Genomic DNA, 21,925 nt, shown 5'->3' on the forward strand with positions numbered 1-21,925 from the left:
CGGTTGCAGAAACTCAACGACCAGGAGTCGGCGCTGCGAAAAAAGCTCGATTCCGCTCGTCCACAGGAGGCAGAAGTACACTTCGATGAGATGCTGCCTGTTCTCGCCCGCTTTCGAGATATGTGGGAATATGCATCGCCCGATGAACGTCGAGACCTTCTACGATACATTGTGCAGCGCATTGATGTACAACCAGACGGACAGATTCAAGTCACTTTCATCCACTAATCCCCCTTAAAAACCGCATTATCAGGCCAAAAATACATGTGGTCACTCAGGGTATCACGTGTTCGCTTGGATTTTCTGGCTCGCATTTCTTTGGTAGAACTTCGCGTATGGCAGGGCGCCAACAGGCGTCCTGCTATGATTGAGAACCCATAGGTTCGTATCATGGACATCCATTCCACTTGTACATAAGCTGTCGTACAACCGCATCCACCACATCGTTGAGGAGGGGAAGTTATGTTTACATTGGCAGGCGCAGACCTGGCGCGCTTCCTACTGGCCACGGTCATTTTGCTCGCCGCCGCTCACCTGCTCGGCTTTCTTGCCGAGAAGCTGGCAATCCCGCGCGTGATTGGCGAAGTAGCCGGAGGTGTATTGCTTGGCCCGACGTGTATCGGAACGCTGTTCCCGAGTTTCTTTCACTGGTTGTTCCTCGGCTTTTCGTCGGAAGGGAATCTATTCGGTTTCGTGTATTACATCGGCGAACTCCTGCTTCTCTATACAGCAGGACTCAAGTTCCAAGCGCGATTTGCGCGATCGGACGTGAAAACGGGCATTGCCATCATTATTGGCTCGACCGTGATCCCGTTTCTCGTCGGTTGGTTCGCCACTCGCCTGTTCAATCCAGCACAGTTCCTTGGCCCTGATCACAACTTGCTGGCGTTGAAAATCGTCGTCGCGATATCAATCGCTGTCACATCCATTCCGGTGATCTCGAAAATCTTTTCCGATCTCGGAATTATGCACTCACGATTTGCAAAAATCATTGTCACAATCGCAGGCGTCCACGACATCATCCTCTGGGTAGCCCTGGCCATCGCCGCCGGATTGGTATCCGGCCACGGCACAAGCATTAACGCTTGGGTGGTATCGAAGAGTCTCGTTGTCACATTTGCCTTCCTGGCCGTCTGTATCGGCGTCATGCCATGGCTGTTGCGAAAAGTGACATCCAATCGGGCAAACATTTTGTTCCGCGCTTCGTTCCTCGGCTACTTTTTGATTATCCTGTTCGCATTGTCGGATATCGCAGGGTATCTTGGCGTGGACGTTATGTATGGAGCCCTGTTGGCAGGGGTGGCGACGAAATTCAGCTTGCCCGACCGTTGGTTCGCGCGCCTCGAAGAAAGCGTACAAGGCATATCGTTCTCTCTATTCATTCCACTTTATTTTGCGATTGTCGGTCTCCAGCTCAATCTCGTGAAAGACTTTAACCTCGGATTCTTTGTGTTGTACCTGATATTTGCAACGGTTGTGCAAAGTGTCGTGGTATACCTGACCTGTCGCATCATCCGCAGCGATCGACTGACGAGCGCCAATTTTGCGGCCGCCATGAACGCCCGCGGAGGTCCCGGCATCGTTCTCTCGTCCACGGCATTTTCGCTCGGAATTATCAACCAGACCTTTTACGCCATTTTGGTGATGCTGGCGCTGATCACGTCATGGATGGCTGGAACGTGGCTCCGGATGATCCTCATGCGCGGAAAACGCTTGATGCCGGGCGACGAGCATCTTGTGGTACAAAAAGTTCAACAGGACCTCTGGCTCAGCGAACACGCTGAAACGCCATCTACACCGCAACTTTGACCGCGAAAGCCCCCCACTGCCTGAGGCGCCACGACGGCGCCTCAGGGTATGAAAACGGCCAGGCTACACACGTTAAAGCGTGATCGCCAAGACGTTAAGGGGGGCTTTTGCCTTGGTTTTTACCATTTGGATTATCACCATCTTCTGTGCCGCTGCAGCCATCATCCTTATCACACGAGGACGCCGGCGCAGCAAATAAGTTTCACTCGTCTTCTTCGATTCGGCACAAGACGGTGTCCATCGTTGCATATTGGCCCGCTTCGATGACAATTTCGCGCAGGGTTCCGCTGACCTCTGACGGTACTTCGACCGTGACCTTGTCTGTCGTTACCTCGAGCAACGGTTCGTCGCGCTCCACGCGATCGCCGACAGACTTGAGCCAAGTGGTAACGAGAGCCTTCGTCACCGAATCGCCAAGTTGCGGCAGTCGAACGTCTAGCATGGGATGGACCTCCTCGTTACAAATGACGGAGCCGGATGGGCTCGGCGAAAATATGCATTGCCTGTGCTTCGGTCAGCTGGTGATCGTCTACCATGTTTTCAAGGACGATCCGCTGGCGTTCGCGCGCGAGTGTAAAGTTTGTGAACGGATCATACGCGGAAGGGGCGTTCGGAAGCCCTGCAAGCATCGTCAGCTCGCCTTCGTTGCACTCGCCTGGCGTCCGTCCAAAGTAGGTTTCACAGGCATTATACAACCCGTACGCACCGTGTCCAAAATAAATCACGTTGCTGTAAAGGGAAAACACTTCGTGTTTTGACATGGTGTCGTATAGTCCAATCGCGTAGAAGGCCTGCAAAAGTTTGCGTCGCAGTGTCTTTTGCTTGGTGAGAATTGTATTGTCGACAAGCTGTTGCGTGATCGTCGAACCACCCTCAACATAGCCGTCTTGTTCAATATCGACCACCAAACTGCGAGCGATGCCGATTGGGTCAATCCCGGGATCGGTCGCAAAGCGCCTATCTTCTGTGGCAATCATAGCCTCGCGAAAGGCAACGGGAATCTGCTCGTATGTCAGAGCATGAACACCGTGTGCTTGCATCCGCAGCGTTGCCGCCGCGCGCACGCGATCCGCAACGCGGAAGCCATAATGAAAGTACAAATTCGCTCCGCCCAAGCACACGACGATGACCAAAATGATACGAATCACCCACCGTCTCAAGACCCCACCGCCAGGGGCACCCTACGGGCGCCGCAAGTTTTTTCGGATGATGCCGTTCAAGTAGGCGAGGATTCCATGTCGCGTAAGCAATCCCACAAACCGCTCATCATCGTCCTCGACGCAGAGGAATGGGGCATCAATGCTCATTTGCAGTGCCCGCAAAAATGTGTCGTCGTGATGAATTCTATGAAAATCTGTCCGCATAACGTCCGCGACAGTGAACTGTGACAAAGCCTCAAACTCGATTCGTTCCAGGCCGAGAATTCGATCCAGGATCAGCGTCTTGCTGATGATGCCTACTACACGACCAGCGCTGTCGACCACCGGAATCGCCGAGTAACCTGATTTGATCAGGACGAGTAGAGCATGCTCGGCACTGTGTGCAGGATGTACACACGCAACGTCTTCTGCATCGATGATCAAGCGTGCGATGTCCTCGTGCTGTAGAGTGAACTCTTGCATAGACGCCATAGATGAACTAATCTCCCTTCAGCCGCTCGTCGGCGGCCTCATGGTGTCGGATTGTATTTTACCAGAAATCAGACGCCGCCGATATGGCGACGTCAATCGCGAACCCTTATACATCTGGTCCAATCCGACGACGAGCGATAGCGGGAGGTGGCACTTCAACTTCATCCTGTGGGCGATGTGCAATCTCCGGCGCGACACCGCCGTCCTGTTGTAGGCGGTCAATCCCGTCGAATACAGAATCCAGGAACAGCTCGCTGCCATGCGCTTGATTTCCATCAGGCACGGGCGTGCCGTGCGCGCGGTTTGTGTCCGTCATCGCGACGTCTCGCCTCCTCCATTGCGATCCCGCTTGTTAGCGTGACCGGAGACGGCTTCCGTTATACGAACTGACGTACCATGAGAATACAAAGTTCATTCGCCAGCTTCCGCTTTGACGTAAATAAAAGGCTTGCTTGGCCGCAGACCGCTTAGCGATAGTCCGAGCAATTGTTCGGTACTGCCGACAAATAAGACGCCACCTGGTCGTAGGGACGCAGCAAAGCGACGAACCAACTGCTGTTTTGTCTCCTCGGTAAAATAAATCAACACATTGCGGCATATGATCAAGTCGAGATCGGTGGGATAAGGATCGGACAACAGATTGTGTTGACGAAATTGAACCACCTGACGAATCTCATCGCGGACTCGATAGCCACTACCCTGCTGATGAAAATATCGGTGTCGTAGCCGATCGTCGACTTCGCGCAGTTGCGTCTGCACATATTCGCCGCGGCGAGCCTTATCTAACACGCGCAGGTCGATATCCGTAGCTAGGATAGTCGCCCGTACGTTCATTTCCGCGAGTAAAATGGCCAAAGAGTAAGGTTCTTCACCTGTTGAACAAGCCGCACTCCAAGCCTGAATCGACTGTCCCATGCCCTGCACAACGGCCTGCAAATCCTTCCAGCGTTCCGGGTTGCGAAAGAATTCCGATACGTTAATGGTCATTCGATCCAAGAGTTCGTCAAGTAACTCCGGCTTCCCACGCATAGCTTGTACATAGCTAGGAAAATCGGAATAGCCGCGCCGATCGCGCAGACTAGTCAAGCGACGTTCCATTTGCGGCCGCTTGTAATGCGACAAGTCGATGCCTGTTAACGCTCGAAACGCGTTTACAAACCATTCGAACTCATCCATGAACATCCTCCACTCCCATTTGATTTGCGCGAGGTGGTTGGGAATGCCGGGATCGAAGCCGTTTTTGGGCATAGCTCTAAGCGGTGGAACGCTCAAAGCTGCAGCCCATGCAGGCGTCCTCGCTGCACTTGAGCGAATTGGAGTACAACCGGATGCCATTGCTGGTACAAGTGCTGGCTCCCTTGTCAGTGCCTTATACGCGCACGGCTATCGCACCGAGGCATTTCACAAATTGCTTCTCGCGTTTCCTGGATTCAAGCTGATTGACTATGGCTTTCCTGTTTGGTCTTCACTTTGGACCCTTGCCAAAGCGCAAATCGGGTTTAAATCCCCGCTTCCCACCGTACCTGCCGGGCTTATTCAGGGCAAAAAATTTACGATGTACATTCAACGTTTACTTTCAGGGCGCCGACTGCAAATCCCTTTATACGTTGTGGCAACAGATTTACTATCTGGTCACCCTGTCGTCTTTTCCGCCTTGCAACAACGCGCCGATACGTTTGCTACGACATCTGACTTAGCGCGCGCCATCGCAGGAAGTTGCGCACTTCCTGGCGTCTTCTCCCCTGTCCCGCTCGATGGGTACCTGCTTGTGGACGGTGCCATGCGACATTATGTACCTGTCTCGGTTTTGGAACGAATCGGTTGCGACAAAATCATTGCGGTCAACCTGTACCGTTTGCCAAGCCGTTATGAGCCTAGGACATTCGTCGACGTGCTCGCGCGATCGTTCGATATTCTATTGCGCGAGTCTATCGACAACGACATGGCACCGAGTTCGCGGTTATTCGTCGTCGAACCAGATATGAGTCGCGTCCGTTGGCGCACATTTCGGCAGATGTCGGAATGCGTAAAGTTAGGCGAACAAGCAGTTTACGAACAAGCGGACCAAATTCGAGCATTTCTGCAGAACGAATAACCGCAGTTAGGATGAAAAAAGCCCGCGCCTAGCGCGGGCTGAACGACACCATGTCGACGATTACGCGAGCCACACATCGACTGCTTTGTCGTACGAGACGGTACCTTCGCTGAACCAAAGCTCAATTTCACGAGCTGCGCTTTCCGGCGAATCGGAACCATGCACAATATTCATGCCAATGGTCAGACCATAATCGCCGCGAATGGTGCCCGGCGCAGACTCAGCAGGGTTCGTCTTCCCCATCAACGTACGGGCTACAGAAATCGCATTCTCCCCTTCCAAAACCATGGCGAATACAGGGGATGAGGTGATGAACGACACCAACTCTCCAAAGAACGGGCGCTCGCGATGTTCTGCATAGTGCTGTTCAGCAAGTGATTGCGGTACGCTCATCAGCTTCGCTGCGACCAGCTTCAGGCCCTTTCGCTCGAAGCGACCCAGTACCTCTCCAATCAAGCCACGCTGAACGCCGTCGGGCTTGACCATGACAAACGTCTTTTCCACTGCCATACGGACAACTCCTCATCTGGACTCTAGAAATCGAATCCGCCGAACGTATCGGCGGCTATGTAGACGGCGTTATTGTACGGAAATCGACCCGGAAGTTCAAGTGAGCATTAAAATGTCCGATCCGCCAAGAACAATGTCAGAGTGGTCAGTTGTTGGCGAACCGATACACGCGAGACAGCTTGTAGTGCCAATAAAGCCTTGGCAATGTACCAATCAGCCACCCGTTTAGCCTCGCCAAGTGCACCCGATCCAACAATTAAATCAATAGCTTCCGTCGCCTCGCGTGCCGACATCGCTGGATGCACCAGTTCTTGCAAGCGCTTCGCCAAGCCCGGATTGCGCAAGGCGAGAAGGGCTGGCAACGTAATGTTGCCTTGTCGCAAATCCCCACCCACGGGCTTGCCGACAACTTCTGCAGAACCGGTAAAATCGAGCACATCATCGATAACTTGAAACGCCATACCTGTGTAATAGCCGAAACGGCGCAGGGCGTGCACCTCTTCGTTGCGCCCACCACCGACAAGTGCCCCAAGTCCGCAACTCAACGCAATCAGCAACGCAGTTTTGCGCTGGATACGCCGGAAATACGTCTTAAAACCTTGCGACCAATTATAAAAGTCTTGAATCTGCTCAATTTCTCCTTGGCACATTTTGACGATGCCGTTCGCCATGGCGCGATGAACCTCTTGGTTATCCACTTCAGCAAGCAATTGAATCGCCCTGGCAAAGAGATAGTCCCCGGTATACATAGCCGCAAGATTGCCAAAGGCACTGCGCACAGTAGGTCGACCGCGCCGCAACGCCGCTTGGTCGATCACGTCATCGTGCACAAGCGTGGCCATATGTGTCATTTCAAGAGCAGCGGCAATTTTGGCCACATCATCGGAAACATTCTCGCCAACGGTCCCACAAATCAGCGCAAACAGCGGACGGATACGTTTTCCTCCAGCTTCTAAAAGCTGCTCACCGGCAGATGTCAGTTCCGCCTGATTCGATCTCGCCCGTTCCTTTAAAATCTGCTCGACCTGCTCCAGGCGCGGACGATACTCTTCATAAATTTGTTGAAAATCCACGTGTTCGTCTCTCATTTCCAGCCGATATGAAGTGCGGCAATCCCGAACGTCAATGGGTAGCTACGCACATGAGACAAGCCAACGCTGCGGAATATGTCCTCCAGCTGATGTCTATCAGGAAAATCTGTCAACGACTCAGGTAACCAGGCGTACGGAGCCCTATCTCCCACTACAAGTTGACCGATGCGCGGAAGGATATTGTAAAAATAAAAATAGTAAAGCTTTCGAAACCAGACCCTATCCGGTTTCGATAGTTCAAGCGAGACGACGACACCGCCAGGCCTGACCACCCTCATCATCTCACGCAAACAACCTTCTACATTGGGTACGTTGCGCAACGCAAAGCCGATGGTCGCAATGTCGAACGTATCGTCAGCGAAGGGCAAGTCCATCGCATTGCCATGGATGAATTGAATTTTGTCCTTGTCGGGCGATGTGGCAAGGCGCTCCTTAGCGACATCCAACATCGCTTCTGTAAAGTCGAGACCGACGACTCGCCCCTCTGATCCAACGCGGCGAGCCATGGCAAACGTCCAAGCTCCCGTTCCTGCGGCGACGTCGAGAATATGCGAGTTCGACTGAATAGGGAGTTGCCGCATCGCAAAATTCCGCCACAGACGATGTTGCTGAAAGCTAAGCACTGAATTCATGGTATCGTACTGTCGCGCAATCTTGGAAAAGACATCGTGCACATATGTAGCCTTGTCGCCTTGCATGTCAACCTTTCCCTTCCGCCAACTGCAAATCCCGAACCGTCTCCCGGATCGGCCCGAAATATTCAACCAGGAAACTGTATAAAGGGTTTGTCAAGGCACCTCCTGCAACCATCTCTAACTGCTCGAGCGAGTGCGACAGCCATTCCGAAGCCTGCCGGGTCGTCAATCGCTTCGAGAAACGATGTGCACGCAACTCGTCCTGTACAATGTAAGCCTGCACCAGGGAATCAATATGTAACATCCACTGGCCGTCTTCACCCAAGTAGTGACAGGCCAATGCTTTCAGCAACTGTCCCTCCACGACTTTCATCAACCGCATGTATTCATTGGTGGATAGCGGCGCAGTGCTCAATAACAGAGCCATTTTTGCTTCGTTGATCTGGACAACCGCTTCGCATAGGCTGAACATCAACGCACTGTCGCCAACACCGGCCAAAATGTAATAATATTTACTGCTGTCATAATCGCCAGCCAGCACGATGAGACCTTGATCGGACGATTGGCAGCGATCGACGTCGTCATGAATCGACAATCCTTGTTCAAGCAGAAGCAACGCGGTTAGTACCTGTTCGACCTCGTCATCCTTTACGGCTGCGGCGGATAGTATCGCGTAACCGGCGTCGAAGTGAAATCGACTAACCGCTTGGCGGACGTTTCGGATTGTCAAGTAGCCGTGGTGCATATGCGTCAAAGCCTTCCGCTCAACGCGTCTGAACATCGCTTCCTTACTGTCCGTCAAGCCGATTTCATCTCCTTAGCACCCAGACCAGGCCGCCCGATGTATACTGCGGTTAGTATACCATAAAGTCGTGGTCCTCACGTTTCGTCCCCACCATCGGTGCGAATTTGGCCATAGCTGGTGTACAACACTGCTTTTCCCCGTATTTTCATCGCGGAGGTATGCTCTGTAAATTGTGCGATCATCACTTCGTTTTTATCCAGTTTTTCGGAATGGTGAAAGCGAGTTTGTGCACCGCGCGTCATGCCGATGACCTGAACACCATTCTCCAAGGCGCGTATCACAAAATAATCTCCTGATACGGACGAGTCTGACACACGGAGGCCCCCTTTTACCAAAATGGGCTGAGAAAATAACGAAAACCAGCGTATATCACGCTGGTTTGTGGTCGGAATGACGGGATTCGAACCCGTGACCTCTACCTCCCCAAGGTAGCGCGCTACCAGGCTGCGCCACATCCCGCTGTGGACATCATGATGAATTGTTGGCTCAAATCTCCCTCGAGCCTCAATTATTGTAGCACGTCCCTACGCCGAACGCAAGGCACAAATGAGCCTGGGGTGAAGTCACCCCAGGCCATCATCATAGAATAATAGCTATTAAACCCCCGCTGCCTTCATTGATGATGCGCTGTAGCGTCTCCTTTAACTTGAACTGCGCATTTTCGGGCATCAGGGAAAGTTTTGCAGAGATACCTTCGCGGACAATAGCCGCCAACGACTTGCCAAAGATATCACTTTCCCAAATCTTTAGCGGATCCTTCTCGAAATCCTGCATTAAGTAACGAACTAGCTCTTCCGACTGCTTCTCCGTGCCGACGATGGGTGCGAATTCGCTCTCGACATCGACGCGAATCATGTGAATCGACGGTGCTGTCGCCTTGAGCCGAACCCCAAAACGAGAACCTTGCTTAATCAATTCTGGTTCGTCTAGCGTCATTTCCTCGAGAGCTGGCGGTGCAATCCCGTATCCAGTCAGGCGAACCATACGGAGGGCATCTGCAACTTTGTCATATTCTTTCTTTGCGTAGGTAAACTCCTTCATCATTCGCAGCAATTGATCGCGCCCTGTAATCTGCACGCCGACAACTTCGGTCAACACCTGATCGTACAGTTCGTCTGGCGCATCCAGTTCGATGACAGCAATCCCTTGCCCCATATCCATATGCGACAGCCCTGCCGCCGACACGAAGCTGTACTGCCCAAACTGTGCGACAACCCGATCGATGTCGCGAATACGGCGGATGTCCTGAATGGTTTCGCGCACCGACTCGTGGAACTGCCGGCGCAACCAATGTTCCTCGTCGAGAACCATGACCCAGTTCGGCAGATTCACGTTCACTTCCTTAACCGGGAACTCGTACAAAGCCTCTCGCAGGACATAGTGAATTTCGTGCGTCGTAAGCGTTGCGCAGGAAAGTGCAATGACAGGGACGTCGTATTTCGCAGCCAGTTCGTCGCGCAGGTCTTGTGCACGAGGATGATCCGGGTTCACGGAGTTGACCAGGATCACGAAGGGCTTACCGAGTTCTTTGAGTTCGGCAACAACTCTCTCTTCGGCCTCGACGTAACCTTCGCGCGGGATCTCAGCTACAGATCCGTCAGTGGTCACCACGATACCGATTGTGGAATGATCCGCAATAACCTTGCGCGTGCCAATTTCAGCAGCCTCTTGAAAAGCCACCGGTTCGTCAAACCATGGCGTTGTCACCATGCGCGGTCCATTTTCGTCTTCATAGCCACGCGCACCGTCAACAGCATAGCCAACGCAGTCGACAATTCGTATATTGACATCTAAGCCTTCTGCAACGCTCACTTCAACCGCTTGGTTGGGTATAAATTTGGGCTCGGTCGTCATAATGGTTCGACCCGCCGCACTTTGCGGGAGCTCGTCGGTAGCGCGAACCCGTTCGCTCTCGTCCTTAATATTAGGAATGACGATAAGCTCCATAAACTTTTTGATAAAGGTCGACTTGCCAGTGCGCACGGGGCCGACCACGCCGAGGTAGATATCTCCCCCCGTCCGCTCAGCAATGTCCTTAAAGACGTCGAATTTTTCCACGCTTCTCCCTCCTCAAGATGACCGGCGTAGACTGCACCAAACGCATGCCTTGCCCCGGCCCACTGACAATCCCCCGTAGACTGTCCCGGTGTCGGTGGACAGTAGAAAATATATGCGTCGCACTACAGGGTATGCTTCGCCATACGCAAAACCTCGTCCCTGACGCAACTATGTATACGGATGAACGAGACAAAGTAGAACGCCAACGCCCAGAAAAACAAAGAGCCGCGGCGAGGATGGGATCTCCTCACCGCGGCTCATATGCCGTTATACTTCAGGATTCAATATGTTTCGCGTACGCATCTGCAGAAAGTAGTGCATCCAACTCGCCTGCGTCGCTCATTTCGACGACAATCATCCAAGCCTCATCGTACGGCGATTCATTGACCTTTTCCGGCGCATCTGCAAGCGCCTTGTTTACCTCGATAACTTGGCCACTCACGGGCGCATAGAGATCCGAAACCGTCTTCACCGACTCGACCGTACCAAACGTTTCACCAGCTGTGACCGTCGCCCCAACTTCCGGCAATTCGACGTACACAATATCGCCCAATTCGTCTTGCGCGAAATGCGTAATTCCAATATAGGCGCGATTTCCCTCGGCGCGAACCCATTCGTGCTCGCGGGAGTACTTTAACTGCTCGGGCACATGACTCATCAGGGTACCTCCTGTTCACAAGCGAGTTGTGATCGCGATTGTAGTGTAGCAAAAGTGGTAGGACAAGGCCACCGTGCAAGCATTTGCAACGACTATGGACGCGTCCATAAGGCCGTGAGTGGCTGTGCGCCGACATCCTCCATCTCGTGATTCTTGCCGCGCCGCATGAGCAACCCGACGCCATCAGCAGGCGACAATTCCCCAAGCAGAACTTTTTCGATCGCGCGCGTGATCGGCATTTCAATCCCATGCGAGCGCGCGAGTTCCGATGCTGCAAAGGTCGTACCGACACCTTCCACCGCCATGCCAATGCGCTTCAACGTGGCGTCTAACGACAATCCCTGTGCCAGCAGACATCCAGCTCGGTGGTTGCGACTATGTTCACTTGTACACGTCACAATCAGGTCGCCCACCCCAGCCAATCCGGAAAACGTGAGCGGGGAAGCGCCCAAAGCCACTCCCAAACGGGTCATCTCAGCCAGTCCCCGCGTCATGAGCGCGGCCTTCGTGTTGTCGCCAAGGGCAAGCCCATCGACCAACCCAACACCAAGCGCAATGATATTTTTGAGAGCACCGCCCAACTCCACCCCGACGACGTCAGCCTGTGTATACACGCGAAACCGATCGTTCATCAGAGCATCTTGAACGAATTCGGCGACCATCCGACTCTCGCTAGCCACAACAACCGTCGTCGGAAGCAGACGCACAACTTCCTCGGCATGAGACGGTCCTGAAATCACGGCAAGCCGATCGCGTACAGCCGGTACGCGATCTTGTATGTATGATGTAATTCGTAGGTTTTGCGGCCGGATAAAGCCCTTCACGGCATGAGCCACAACGGCGCCATCAGCGACAAAGCGCAAGCATTCCACACTGTCCGCCAGCGCCGACGATGGAAGTGCCAAGACGACGAGCCTCGCCCCAGCTAGAGCCTCTTCCACACGGGTCACTGCCCTAATCCCTTCTGGCAGAGTTGCGCCCGGCAGATAGCGCTCATTGACATGGCGTAGATTGATATCCTCTGCAAGTTGCTCACTTCGTGCCCATACCACGGTTTCATAACCGTTGTTTGCAAGTACCACCGCCAGTGCGCTACCCCAACTGCCTGCCCCTAACACCGTTGCCTTTGTCATAGGCTTTCGCCCGACTTATCGAAAATTCTGCGCTCCTGACCACGAACCAGCCGCGCGATGTTGGAACGATGCCGATAAATCGACAACAACGCCAGAACGATACTCGCGACAAGAACGGCCGTGTGCATAAACCAAACGGCGACGATGATTGGCACGAGCACCGTCAGGATGAGCGATCCGAGCGACACGTACCTCGTTAATGCAATGGCAATGAGACAAATCACACCCGCGATCACGGTCGGAATAGGCGCCAGCCACAGCAAAACGCCAATCGTCGTTGCAATCCCCTTACCACCGCGAAAACCGAAAAAAATCGGCCAGTTGTGCCCGACAACCACCGCAATGGCCGATACAGCCGCTGCGATGACGGAGCCCCTAGTCAACGCCAACGCTATCCAAAGGGCAATCATGCCCTTCAACGCGTCTGCCAACAGCACAACCACGCCCCACTTCGTACCAATGGCTCGCATCGTGTTGGTGGCGCCAGCATTGCCACTGCCTTCTTCGCGGATATCCCGCCCAGACACCAGCCTAACCACCAAAGTGCTCGTCGAGATAGAGCCAATGATATAGGCGATGACCACGCTTAAACAACCCATCCAGAACGACATGCCGATTCTCTCCCTGAGTTGAAATGACCGCCGTCAGTCATCCGCGTCCTGCCCACGCGTACGCATTCGGATGCGAATTGGCGTGCCCTGAAAGCCAAACGCTTCCCGAAGTTGATTCTCCAAATAGCGCTCATACGAGAAGTGCGACAGTTCCTGGTCATTGACGAAGATGATAAAGGTGGGCGGGCGAACCGATGCCTGCGTCGCGTAATACAACTTTAACTTCCGCCCCTTGCTCGACGGAGGCGATACCGAGATTTGAGCGTCGGCAAGTACCCGGTTAAGAGCCGACGTCTGCACCCGCATCGCATGCTGTTCTGCGATGTCACGGGCGAGATCCAGCGCCCGCGTCACCCGCTGTCCCGTCAACGCCGATACAAACAGCACGGGAGCCCAGCGCATAAACGGGAAGTGACTGCGGATCTCCTCCTCGAAGCGATGTGCCGTCTTGTCGTCCTTTTCGATGGCGTCCCACTTGTTGACCAAAAACGCAATTGCACAACCGGCATCTAGTGCGTATCCCGCCACCCGCTTATCTTGCTCGGCGATCCCGCGCTCAGCATCGAGAACGATAAACGCGACATCAGTACGCTCGATAGCCCGTAAGGCTCTGAGCACGCTATACTTTTCGATGTTTTCGTACACTTTTCCTCTTCGGCGGACACCAGCCGTATCGACCAATACGAACTTTTGACCGTCGTGCACAAGAGGCGTGTCGATGGCATCGCGGGTCGTGCCAGCGGTGTCACTGACCATCACCCGCTCTTCTCCGAGCAGGCGGTTGACGAGGCTCGATTTGCCGACGTTCGGGCGGCCGATAAATGCGACACGAATGGCCTCGTCGTCAACGGGCTCGTCTTCCTCTTTCGGCAACACATCAACCACAGCATCCAACAAATCACCGGTCCCCGTACCGTGTTCGGCGGACAGTGGGATGGGATCGCCAAAACCGAGTTGGTAGAACTCATAGCTCGCAGCGTGGTGACTGACGTGATCGAGCTTGTTCACACCGAGAACCACCGGTTTTTTCGATCGACGCAAAAATTCTGCAACGTACTCATCCTGCACCGACAGGCCAGTACGGCCATCGACGAGAAAGATGATGGCATCCGCTTCGTCAATCGCAAGCTGTGCCTGAATGCGAATGAGATTGCCCATTTCATCTTCCTCGTCCATCTCGATGCCGCCCGTGTCGATTAAGTGAAACGAAACGCCGTTCCACTCCGCCTTCGCATAAATACGATCACGAGTGACGCCCGGTACGTCTTCGACTATAGAGAGTCGCTCCCCGATGAGCCGATTAAACAACGTCGATTTCCCGACATTTGCTCTTCCGACAATTGCAACGACAGGTAGTGGCATGGATACAACCCTTTCGACAAACGAATGTTCTCAGTCAAGACCCACGGCACTGCGCAGAGTGGCCTCGTAGCGACGGCGCGGCGGCAAGGCCTGCGTGTAACCGAGCGCACCGTACAAAAGCCCCATACCGGTGGCAGGAACAACGGTGATCTTGACGTTGAGCATGCGTTCGATATCTTGCACGCGGTAATCATCGAGGCAAATATCCTCGTCGTCCTTCAGCATAATGTCCGGCAACAGGAGCGTATCGAGATGAGCCACCTTCCCCGCCAGTTGCTGCGTGATGTCCGTACCGGTCAGCAACCCTGCCACCGAGACGTTGTTTCCGTAAAAGTGGTTGACGACAGGAAACACTTCGTAATACAAGTCGCGAATGTCATCCAGGTATCGCAACGACGAGCGGATCGTACGTTCTGCCGAGACACTTGTAATAATGCCGACCTTCCGACGTTGGCCATTGATGGTCCTATGCGGTAAACGCACTTTCGCCTCCGCCACTTCGTCCAAAAACGTTCGTATGACGCCGACGCCATTTTCGATCTGCGAGAAATCATCGTAGTATTCGCTCGGCGGAACCTCGAGGTTGGCCATCACGTAAAACTCGTCTGCAGCTTGGACAAAAGACGTTCCCAGTCGCGGCCGCAGAAATTCGTGCCAACGCGCAACCTGTTCGACAACCCTTGCCGCTTCCTCCGGTGTGCATCCACGCAACTTATGCAATCCTCGGCGGTGCTTCGTGAGCCCGACCGGAACCACGGAAAGAGTCCTCACCGCTGGGTAGAACGGGTAAAGGTCGCGAATCGTTCGATCTAATTCCTCCCCGTCATTCCACTCCGGACAGAGCACAATCTGCGTATTCATTTCGATGCCATGCTCGGCTAGATAGCGAATTTGGTTCATGATCTCGCCAGATTTCTTGTTGGCCAACATGCGCACGCGCAATTGAGGATTCGTCGTGTGAACCGAAATGTTTAAAGGCGACATCTTCAATCGAACAATCCGCTCTAACTCACCTTCTTTGAGGTTCGTGAGCGTAACAAAGTTTCCATGCAAAAAAGACAAACGATAGTCGTCATCCCGCACGTTCAACGTTTTTCGCATCTGACCAGGAATTTGATCGACAAAACAGAATACACATTTATTGTGGCAAAGATGAACGCGGTCGACCGTAGGGTGTTCCCACTCGACGCCAAGCCCTTCATCGTAATCTTTCTCGACTTCAAGCTCCCAAAGCTCACCGTTTTTGCGGCGTACTTCGATCTCGATAAGTTCGTCCGCGAGCGCGAATTGAAGATCCACAATATCCGTAATTTGCGTATCATTGATCCGCAAAATTTCGTCTCCAGGTTCGAGCTCGAGTTCCTCTGCCAACGATCCAGGCTTGACTTCTTTAATGATTGGCATGATTCCCCTCCTAAGCTCGTTTACATACGATAGTTCATTATGCAATATGGTCACGAAAGCGTCAATTCATCCACCGTCATCGAACTTTTGTCCCCAAGTAACAAGTATATGTCTACGGATGAATAGGGATCCCTGAACGCCTGCTTCGATAGCCCAAAAGGTAAAGAGCAGGTCAGCCCCCTGTCCAAAAATCAAGCACAGCAGATTTATGACAATGAACGAAATAAACCACGTCCGCATCACCTCGCCGCGGTCCGCCAGAAACCCAATTAGGATCGTCGTACAGATGGCCGCAAACCAGTTAGCGGACAGACCGAAAGGCCTCGCGAATGGTGCGAATCGTGGCCATTCCCAAGCTAAGGTAGCGGTAATGACGCCAAGGACGAGGCTGTACCAAGAGATATGTCGACAAATATGCAGTTCTTGAATACCACGAAGGATGACCGTGATCAGTACGAGTGAATAGACGGCAATTTGGGGAATACACCCTCGGAAAAGGGTAGCTTCCGCCAGTGTCGCGATGGCGGCTGTGCGGTATAGCACACGCGTTGTACCAGGCTCTATCGATGGCCACAAGCCCAAGGCGGTGATGAGAGGCATGAGATAGTACAAGGACAGCGGGGTAGTCACACAGGAAACTCCCTTCAACGTTTTCATCCTCAGTATGTTTCTTTCCCACATTCCCCTATTCTTCATAAAAAAAACCGCCCCACTTGGTGGGACGGGTGGATATATTTCTTCAAATCACTTGAACAAGTCGCCGAACAAGTCGCCAAGTGTGGCACCCGTGCCAGAGTCGTCTTGGCGCTCCACTGGACGGCGCTCGCGACGGCGATTCGACCCCGTATTTTCGCTGCGGCTTGGCCCTGGCTCGCGCATGGAAAGTGAAATCCGGCGACGCTCTGGGTCGACGCTCAAAACGCGAACAGTAACTTCCTGACCAGGCTGCAGCACATCAGACGCATGAGCGACGTGCTCGTTCGAGATTTGCGAGACGTGGACAAGGCCTTCCAGGCCAGGTTGCAATTCCACAAACGCGCCAAAGTCGACTACGCGCTTGACGACACCTTGTACGACATCGCCCGGTTGGTAATCGTTCGCATGCTCTTCCCAAGGCTCAGGCAATGCAGCCTTGATGGACAACGAAATGCGACCAGCTTCCGGGTCCACGCGTAAAACGCGTACTTTCACGCGATCTCCCTCGTGAACCACTTCTGACGGATGATTCACATGGGAAAACGACAGTTCAGAAATATGCACGAGTCCATCTGCGCCACCAATATCAACAAAAGCACCGAAATCGGTCAATCGTTGCACCGTGCCTTCGATCACGTCGCCCGGCTTCAACTCTTCCATCAAGGCCTTTGCCTTGGCTTCGGTCTCTTCTTCGAGCAACGCACGGCGAGACAGAATCAATTTGTTCTTTTCGGGATCGACCTCAACAACCTTGGCACGAAGCGTTTTGCCCTTGAACTCGTCGAGATTTTCGACAAATCGCCTATCAACCAATGAAGCCGGAATAAACGCGCGGACGCCAACATCGGCAACCAAGCCGCCCTTAACGACGTCCCGAATTTCCACTTCAATCGGTTCACCGCTTGCCAGCAACTCCTGCATGCGATTCCATGCCGATGCTTGTTCAGCGCGACGCTTGGACAACGTCACCTGACCTGACTCCATGTCTACCTTGACAACGACAGCCGTAATTTGACTACCTACTGAGGTCACCTCAGTCGGATTCGTACCGGGCACAGCAGACAGTTCTTGAGGGGCAATATGACCTTCAAAGCCATGCGACAATGCAACCGTTACCCCATTTTCATCGACGGCGGTTACCTCTCCGGTCACCACATCTCCCTCGCGCACCGCAGCGTCGGTTAACATTTCACGCAAATCCTCTGACATTTGATTGGCCTCCTGTTCCATGGTCAGTTGTATAGTGGCAACGCGCGACAGGGTCGGCGTTCATTCAAGTTCTGCCATGGCGGCGGACCTGCCGGCCCGTCCATTCGATGTACCCTTAGAATACCAAAATGAACAAACCGCAAACCGTCATTTTCGCGACCACCTACACCACGAACCAACAACATTACTTTAACATAGACATGCGCGACTTGGAAAACCATCCATCCAAACTCGTGCTCAGCGCTGACTCTAATGCTTGACTGCAAGCAATCTCTCGAGTTCCGAGGATAGGTGGGACAAAAGATCTTCCGACGGTAACTCGCCAGCTGCGAATGGTTCTCCAAAGCGGATCGTCACCCGGCCAAACAATCGGTACGGACCCACAATTGCCGTCGGAACGACGGTGGCGTTGGACTTTCTGGCAATGCTTGCAATCCCCGGCATTAAAGTCCCGAGTTGGCCTGTTTTCGAGCGGTGCCCCTCTGGAAACATCACAAGACAGCCACCCTCTTCGACAATGGAGATGGCTTTGCGGATTCCCTGTTTGTCAATGCGTCCGCGTTGAATAGGAAAGCCACCCAGAGCCGAAAACAACGCGCTTAGCATCGCAATTTGAAAGAGTTCAGCCTTGCCCATGAACCGTATGTATCGCGGAACCATGACACCTAACAATGGCGGATCCAAGTTGCTCAGATGATTACTAGCGATAATGATCCCACCGGATCGAGGTACATGTTCCAGCCCCTCTACCCGAATCCTGTAACAGAGTCGAAAGAATGCTGTCACGACGGTGCGTGCCAGTCGATACAAAAATGTCCGCGGCAAGTCTGTCGCGTTACCGGACATGTGCATTCTCCACCAGTTGGACAATCTCGTCCACCACATACTCGATCGGCTTGTCGGTCGAGTCAATGCGCACAGCATCCTCCGCTTCCCGCAACGGCGCAAGCGCGCGTTCAGAGTCTTTTTTATCCCGCTCGATCACGCTTCTGACAATATCGTCAAACGCAACCTCATAGCCCATCTGATGATACTCTTGTTGCCTGCGGCGTGCGCGTTCCTCCGGCGCCGCCGTCAGAAACACCTTAACCGTCGCGTTTGGCAAGACAACCGTACCAATGTCGCGCCCATCCATCACGACCGAATGGCGTGCCGCAAAATCGCGTTGCCAGTCCGTCAATTGGCTACGCACAGCCGGGTGAGTCGCCACGGTGGAAACCAATGCGCTCACTTCGGGATCCCGCAACCTGGCGGTCACCTCGACACCGTCAACAAAAACGCGCAAACCGTTGTCTGCTCCCTGTTCGAAGGTGATTTTGTGCGTATCGAGAAGTTCGCGAACGGCTCGCTCAACCCGGCCATCCACGCCGTCTTTGACGCAAAGATACGCGACAGCGCGATACATGGCACCCGTATCGACGTACATCAGATTCAGCCGTTTAGCAACGAGCTTGGCAACCGTGCTTTTGCCTGCTCCAGCCGGTCCGTCGATCGCGATGCTGACGGGAACCATAGAGCCGCCCTCCCTTCTGTTCATCGCAGTTTGTCCCACGTTCGCAGGGCGCATCGCCTAACGGAGCAATCGTGCCCTCCTCTGCAGGACATCTGTTGGCTTGATGGTATCATACGAACCGTTTTCCATTCAACGAAGCAGACTTCTCCATCACATAAACGAAACCTGATCAAGATCTGCTGTTGCTGTTCCACTTCCTAATTCGACCGTTTCACCAGTGGCTGGCAAAAGCAGATTCGGCGCTTGATCCGTGACGTAAATGAACACTTCTGGACCATTGGGGGTCTCATCGCGAAACGTAATGTGGTCGCCTTCATGCACCAAGATATCCATTTGGTTGGTAGTGAACGTACCAAGAGAGACCCCATTGCGAAAGACAACGACGTGCGAAGCATCTGCGACAGAACTGGCTGTCAACACGATGGAGCCGGAAGCAGATCGCACCGAAGCTGGTTCCGCGACCGTCGCGCTGACAAAGCGACCTTCCATGCGATCCATTGCCTTGCGCATAGATGGAGCCATGCCTACGACCTGCACAAGGACAAGCACTGACAAGACACCCATTGTTACAGGTATCAATAAGTCGTCAAACCACTGCATAAAAGGTCGATCAGACCGTTTATTCGCCATGGACATCCCTCCATGGCTAACCTATGCACATTCGTGCAGCGTATGCACGTGTTCAACGGCGTAATGCGCGCTGGCGCATAAACGTATATCGTATGACTTGATCTCGCTCTCGTTCCGAAATATCAATAAACCGCATGGACAAAGTCGTCATGCCATTTGTCTCTGTTTGAACGCGGACAACTTGACAAGTTGTGCGCAAATTGTATTGGATATACGGAAGAACCAAAGAAATTTTCACGGCATCGTTGACCCTTAAGTCAATTACAGACTTGGCCATGACAGCAATGCCACCGCCGCTGATATCGATGGATTGCACAGTCACTTCCTTGCCCAGCCGCTCGCACGCAACCGTAACGGGAACGTCAAGCGAAATACGAAAGAATTCACGCCTTTGGATGCGTTCGAGATCCGTTGCGTGAGCCGGGTGATCCAAGCGGATGGCTGGTGTCGGAATGTACGATAACCCTTGTATGTGTGCGGTGTATCGGTACACCTCGGTCTCCGATACCGTATATTCCACAACCACTGATTCATCGACGTGGACCTCGAATTCCTTGCCTGTAATTGGGTCGACCGGTACATCGACATACAAGCACTGCTCGTCGATATCAGCAACACGTGATTTATAATATTTGGAATCCTGACTATTGGTACGAATACGAACGCCGCCGCCTATACTTGGTGAGATCGCCATGCAAATCCCCCTCTATTATCTCTGCCCTATTATACACAGCAGAAGTAACTTTGCGGGGATGTTTCTGGTTCGCAAAACTGTTTAACCCAATCGATCCACTCTGAGCTCATGCCCAGTTTGTAGATCGATAATAACCCGATATGGCTCATCTCCCAAGACGCCTTCATAGGCCATCGCCTGAACCCAATTTCCATTTGGATTCTCGACAATGACTTTTCGCTCCGATTGCATGTGAAACTTAGGCCCTAATTTGGCACGCAGGGCGTTTGCCGACAATGCTTTCGTCACTTTTGGCAAACTTGTTGGAGGTAGCTTGCCTTGTTCGTAAAAGCCTATGACTTGCCCGTTGTCGAGGGCTACGACGACATTAAACGATGAATCAAGCACGGGTAAACCGCTGATCATCGGTTGGTAGGCGAACCGTGCAATGCCGTCTGTGTTGCCTGCGTCCGCACGGACGACCTGATGGTATCCCTGGTGCGCTAGCCATGCCTGTGCGTCAGTTGCAGCTTGGGCAAAGTCGTACTTGGCTACCCCTATCGGTCGCGTGAGATGATAACTGATTAATTTCCCTGTCGTCGCTGATACTTCTGCACGCACGGAGCCGCGTTTGGTATCACCAGAAACCACATAATAGGGCGCATTTTCACCAGTTGTGTGCAGTTGTGCTTTCCATTCCGCCGTCTTGTCCACACCCGCGGCCGCCTCAACTCGTTTGACCGCGTCTGTCGATTGTACCAAGATTGGCGAAGCAACTTTTGATTTTCCGCTCGTCGCGGAGGAATGGATAGAAGCATCGGACACCATCGTACCGAGAGATTGTTCAAGGCGTGCCAAACCGTCACGGGCCGCCGGGGCTAATTGACGACCATCCGTCCAAAACGACGCTGTGGTACGGGGCGCGTTGACAATCCGCTCCAGTCCACTGATGACGTTGCCGGCACGATTATAGTATGAGGTCAAAGCCTGTTGAACAGATGCTGCACCCGGATTTTGATTCGAAATCATCCAGTGCTCGACTTGACTATCGACCGTGTGTAAGAATTCGTTCATATTGTGATCCGCAGAAATATTGCTCGGTAAGCGACTTAAATCGTTTTCCCCAGCGTACGCGAACTTCGCCACATCGCTTAAATGACGGTCAAACGATACCGGATCGGCAACCAACATGGCACTTGCCAAGGCGCCTCGCAACGATTCCATGTCGGCTAACGCATTATGCAATGCTCCATCAAATTGAGCATTGACCATCGTCGCCATCGCCTGTCCGTTTAACTGTTGCTGACGTCCCCATGCGTAAGCAGAACCACCAACCGCGACCACCGCCAAAGCGGTGGTCATCCACCAAATGGCCCGTCTCACATCAATTCCCCCAATCAGC

Annotated in this window: 26 protein-coding genes and 1 tRNA gene; 3 read left to right on the top strand and 24 right to left on the bottom strand. The window is 53.2% G+C overall.

Annotated elements, in window-relative coordinates:
• Window positions 1-228: hypothetical protein (locus BLU70_RS14670; RefSeq protein ID WP_176780914.1), on the top strand; the 228-nt coding region annotated here is incomplete at its 5' end.
• Window positions 229-462: 234 nt separating this feature from the next.
• Window positions 463-1,809: a cation:proton antiporter gene (locus BLU70_RS12945; protein ID WP_006447518.1), complete on the top strand. Its 1,347-nt coding sequence runs from the start codon at window positions 463-465 to the stop codon at window positions 1,807-1,809.
• Window positions 1,810-2,011: 202 nt separating this feature from the next.
• On the opposite strand, the gene BLU70_RS12950 is transcribed toward BLU70_RS12945, so the two are convergent.
• The 5 genes from BLU70_RS12950 to BLU70_RS12970 form a co-directional block, all read right to left on the bottom strand.
• Entirely contained in the window at window positions 2,012-2,251 is a 240-nt protein-coding gene (locus BLU70_RS12950; RefSeq protein ID WP_006447517.1) for a biotin/lipoyl-containing protein, read from the bottom strand.
• A gap of 16 nt (window positions 2,252-2,267) precedes the next feature.
• Window positions 2,268-2,969 (bottom strand): biosynthetic peptidoglycan transglycosylase, encoded by a 702-nt coding sequence (locus tag BLU70_RS12955; RefSeq protein ID WP_074693735.1) that lies wholly within the window; start codon window positions 2,967-2,969, stop codon window positions 2,268-2,270.
• Between the two features lie 21 nt (window positions 2,970-2,990).
• Window positions 2,991-3,431, bottom strand: a complete 441-nt coding sequence (gene cbpB / locus BLU70_RS12960; protein WP_006447515.1) for a cyclic-di-AMP-binding protein CbpB — start codon at window positions 3,429-3,431, stop codon at window positions 2,991-2,993.
• 115 nt (window positions 3,432-3,546) lie between these two features.
• A complete protein-coding gene (locus BLU70_RS12965) occupies window positions 3,547-3,756 on the bottom strand; it encodes a hypothetical protein (RefSeq protein WP_006447514.1) in 210 nt (69 codons plus the stop codon).
• Window positions 3,757-3,851: 95 nt separating this feature from the next.
• Window positions 3,852-4,616 carry a CheR family methyltransferase gene (locus BLU70_RS12970; protein WP_244885217.1) on the bottom strand — a complete coding sequence of 255 codons (765 nt, stop codon included), beginning with the start codon at window positions 4,614-4,616 and terminating at the stop codon, window positions 3,852-3,854.
• 43 nt (window positions 4,617-4,659) lie between these two features.
• Between BLU70_RS12970 and BLU70_RS12975 the strand changes: the two genes are divergently transcribed.
• Window positions 4,660-5,535: a patatin-like phospholipase family protein gene (locus BLU70_RS12975; RefSeq protein WP_074693737.1), complete on the top strand. Its 876-nt coding sequence runs from the start codon at window positions 4,660-4,662 to the stop codon at window positions 5,533-5,535.
• 60 nt (window positions 5,536-5,595) lie between these two features.
• Here the strand turns inward: BLU70_RS12975 and ndk are convergent, their stop codons facing one another.
• The 19 genes from ndk to BLU70_RS13075 all read right to left on the bottom strand — a co-directional run bounded on the left by ndk (window position 5,596) and on the right by BLU70_RS13075 (window position 21,906).
• Window positions 5,596-6,045, bottom strand: a complete 450-nt coding sequence (gene ndk / locus BLU70_RS12980; protein WP_006447511.1) for a nucleoside-diphosphate kinase — start codon at window positions 6,043-6,045, stop codon at window positions 5,596-5,598.
• A 107-nt stretch (window positions 6,046-6,152) separates the two neighbouring features.
• Entirely contained in the window at window positions 6,153-7,118 is a 966-nt protein-coding gene (locus BLU70_RS12985) for a polyprenyl synthetase family protein (RefSeq protein ID WP_074693738.1), read from the bottom strand.
• 11 nt (window positions 7,119-7,129) lie between these two features.
• Window positions 7,130-7,834: a demethylmenaquinone methyltransferase gene (locus BLU70_RS12990; RefSeq protein WP_006447509.1), complete on the bottom strand. Its 705-nt coding sequence runs from the start codon at window positions 7,832-7,834 to the stop codon at window positions 7,130-7,132.
• A 1-nt stretch (window position 7,835) separates the two neighbouring features.
• Window positions 7,836-8,573 carry a heptaprenyl diphosphate synthase component 1 gene (locus tag BLU70_RS12995; protein ID WP_074693739.1) on the bottom strand — a complete coding sequence of 246 codons (738 nt, stop codon included), beginning with the start codon at window positions 8,571-8,573 and terminating at the stop codon, window positions 7,836-7,838.
• Between the two features lie 77 nt (window positions 8,574-8,650).
• A complete protein-coding gene (mtrB, locus tag BLU70_RS13000; RefSeq protein WP_006447507.1) occupies window positions 8,651-8,890 on the bottom strand; it encodes a trp RNA-binding attenuation protein MtrB in 240 nt (79 codons plus the stop codon).
• 68 nt (window positions 8,891-8,958) lie between these two features.
• Window positions 8,959-9,035, bottom strand: a tRNA-Pro gene (locus BLU70_RS13005).
• 120 nt (window positions 9,036-9,155) lie between these two features.
• A complete protein-coding gene (gene spoIVA / locus BLU70_RS13010; RefSeq protein WP_040290023.1) occupies window positions 9,156-10,634 on the bottom strand; it encodes a stage IV sporulation protein A in 1,479 nt (492 codons plus the stop codon).
• Between the two features lie 274 nt (window positions 10,635-10,908).
• Entirely contained in the window at window positions 10,909-11,292 is a 384-nt protein-coding gene (gene gcvH / locus BLU70_RS13015; protein ID WP_006447504.1) for a glycine cleavage system protein GcvH, read from the bottom strand.
• Window positions 11,293-11,384: 92 nt separating this feature from the next.
• Complete coding sequence (locus BLU70_RS13020; RefSeq protein WP_040290021.1) at window positions 11,385-12,425, bottom strand: NAD(P)H-dependent glycerol-3-phosphate dehydrogenase; 1,041 nt, start codon at window positions 12,423-12,425, stop codon at window positions 11,385-11,387.
• A complete protein-coding gene (gene plsY, locus BLU70_RS13025) occupies window positions 12,422-13,036 on the bottom strand; it encodes a glycerol-3-phosphate 1-O-acyltransferase PlsY (RefSeq protein ID WP_074693740.1) in 615 nt (204 codons plus the stop codon). Before plsY ends, BLU70_RS13020 begins: the two co-directional genes overlap by 4 nt.
• 33 nt (window positions 13,037-13,069) lie before the next feature.
• Window positions 13,070-14,398: a ribosome biogenesis GTPase Der gene (gene der / locus BLU70_RS13030; protein WP_074693741.1), complete on the bottom strand. Its 1,329-nt coding sequence runs from the start codon at window positions 14,396-14,398 to the stop codon at window positions 13,070-13,072.
• Between the two features lie 30 nt (window positions 14,399-14,428).
• Entirely contained in the window at window positions 14,429-15,802 is a 1,374-nt protein-coding gene (locus tag BLU70_RS13035) for a radical SAM protein (protein WP_040290016.1), read from the bottom strand.
• A gap of 66 nt (window positions 15,803-15,868) precedes the next feature.
• Window positions 15,869-16,432, bottom strand: a complete 564-nt coding sequence (locus tag BLU70_RS13040; RefSeq protein WP_143027546.1) for a hypothetical protein — start codon at window positions 16,430-16,432, stop codon at window positions 15,869-15,871.
• Between the two features lie 114 nt (window positions 16,433-16,546).
• A complete protein-coding gene (rpsA, locus tag BLU70_RS13045) occupies window positions 16,547-17,707 on the bottom strand; it encodes a 30S ribosomal protein S1 (RefSeq protein WP_040290010.1) in 1,161 nt (386 codons plus the stop codon).
• A 249-nt stretch (window positions 17,708-17,956) separates the two neighbouring features.
• Window positions 17,957-18,553, bottom strand: coding sequence for a lysophospholipid acyltransferase family protein (locus BLU70_RS13055; protein WP_074693743.1), 597 nt, complete (start codon window positions 18,551-18,553; stop codon window positions 17,957-17,959).
• The gene (cmk, locus tag BLU70_RS13060) at window positions 18,543-19,220 is read right to left on the bottom strand and encodes a (d)CMP kinase (RefSeq protein ID WP_006447496.1); all 678 of its coding nucleotides are present in this window, start codon (window positions 19,218-19,220) and stop codon (window positions 18,543-18,545) included. The genes BLU70_RS13055 and cmk overlap by 11 nt, the downstream gene beginning before the upstream one ends.
• Before the next feature lie 150 nt (window positions 19,221-19,370).
• The gene (locus BLU70_RS13065) at window positions 19,371-19,850 is read right to left on the bottom strand and encodes a hypothetical protein (protein WP_040290004.1); all 480 of its coding nucleotides are present in this window, start codon (window positions 19,848-19,850) and stop codon (window positions 19,371-19,373) included.
• A gap of 52 nt (window positions 19,851-19,902) precedes the next feature.
• Entirely contained in the window at window positions 19,903-20,544 is a 642-nt protein-coding gene (locus BLU70_RS13070; RefSeq protein WP_074693744.1) for a flagellar brake protein, read from the bottom strand.
• An 81-nt stretch (window positions 20,545-20,625) separates the two neighbouring features.
• Window positions 20,626-21,906: a PepSY1/2 domain-containing protein gene (locus tag BLU70_RS13075; RefSeq protein WP_074693745.1), complete on the bottom strand. Its 1,281-nt coding sequence runs from the start codon at window positions 21,904-21,906 to the stop codon at window positions 20,626-20,628.
• Between the last annotated feature and the right edge of the window lie 19 nt (window positions 21,907-21,925).

Origin of the sequence: Alicyclobacillus hesperidum, from assembly GCF_900107035.1 — a bacterium.
GTDB lineage: Bacteria > Bacillota > Bacilli > Alicyclobacillales > Alicyclobacillaceae > Alicyclobacillus > Alicyclobacillus hesperidum.